Source organism: Vogesella margarita (assembly GCF_028548475.1).
Taxonomy (GTDB): domain Bacteria; phylum Pseudomonadota; class Gammaproteobacteria; order Burkholderiales; family Chromobacteriaceae; genus Vogesella; species Vogesella margarita.
The window spans coordinates 1-577 of record NZ_JAQQLE010000027.1 but is presented as its reverse complement, the minus strand read 5'-3'; the positions used below and the strand labels follow the sequence as shown (position 1 = coordinate 577).

Below are 577 nucleotides of genomic sequence, written 5' to 3'. Positions count from 1 at the left end.
GCATCCACCAGATGCACTTATTCACTTGACCCTATCATTTCAGTTGCCTTACTTTGATAACATCGAGTTTGCGTGACAAACCTCTCGGTTTGTCGCGATACAATCTTCTACCCAAGTCGACGATCAAACCAATGAAGAGTTAACTCCATCGCTTCTCTCGCCGCTTGTATTTCGGCTTCTTCAATTTGTTAAAGATCGGGCGTTTTTTACAACGCAAACAGAAATTCACCAGCACGCGCTGATGCACTTTTGTTTGCATTGGATGGTGGAGGATGACGGGATCGAACCGACGACCCCCTGCTTGCAAAGCAGGTGCTCTCCCAACTGAGCTAATCCCCCAAAGGGTCACTGGTGGGTCTGGTTGGACTCGAACCAACGACCCCCGCGTTATCAACACGGTGCTCTAACCAGCTGAGCTACAAACCCAGTCTTGCTACAACATGCCATCGCTGACATGCCGCCCTTAACTTCGAATAACCGATAGGCTGTAAGTGCCCAACCTCGCCTTCTCTAGAAAGGAGGTGATCCAGCCGCAGGTTCCCCTACGGCTACCTTGTTACGACTTCACCCCAGTCAT

Annotated in this window: 2 tRNA genes and 1 rRNA gene; all 3 read right to left on the bottom strand. The window is 50.3% G+C overall.

Annotation, left to right across the window (positions count from 1 at the left end):
* Positions 1-263: 263 nt before the first annotated feature.
* A tRNA-Ala gene (locus PQU96_RS15925) sits at positions 264-339 on the bottom strand.
* Between the two features lie 10 nt (positions 340-349).
* Positions 350-426: transfer RNA gene (locus PQU96_RS15920), tRNA-Ile, on the bottom strand.
* Between the two features lie 88 nt (positions 427-514).
* Positions 515-577, bottom strand: a 16S ribosomal RNA gene (locus PQU96_RS15915); the annotation flags it as partial.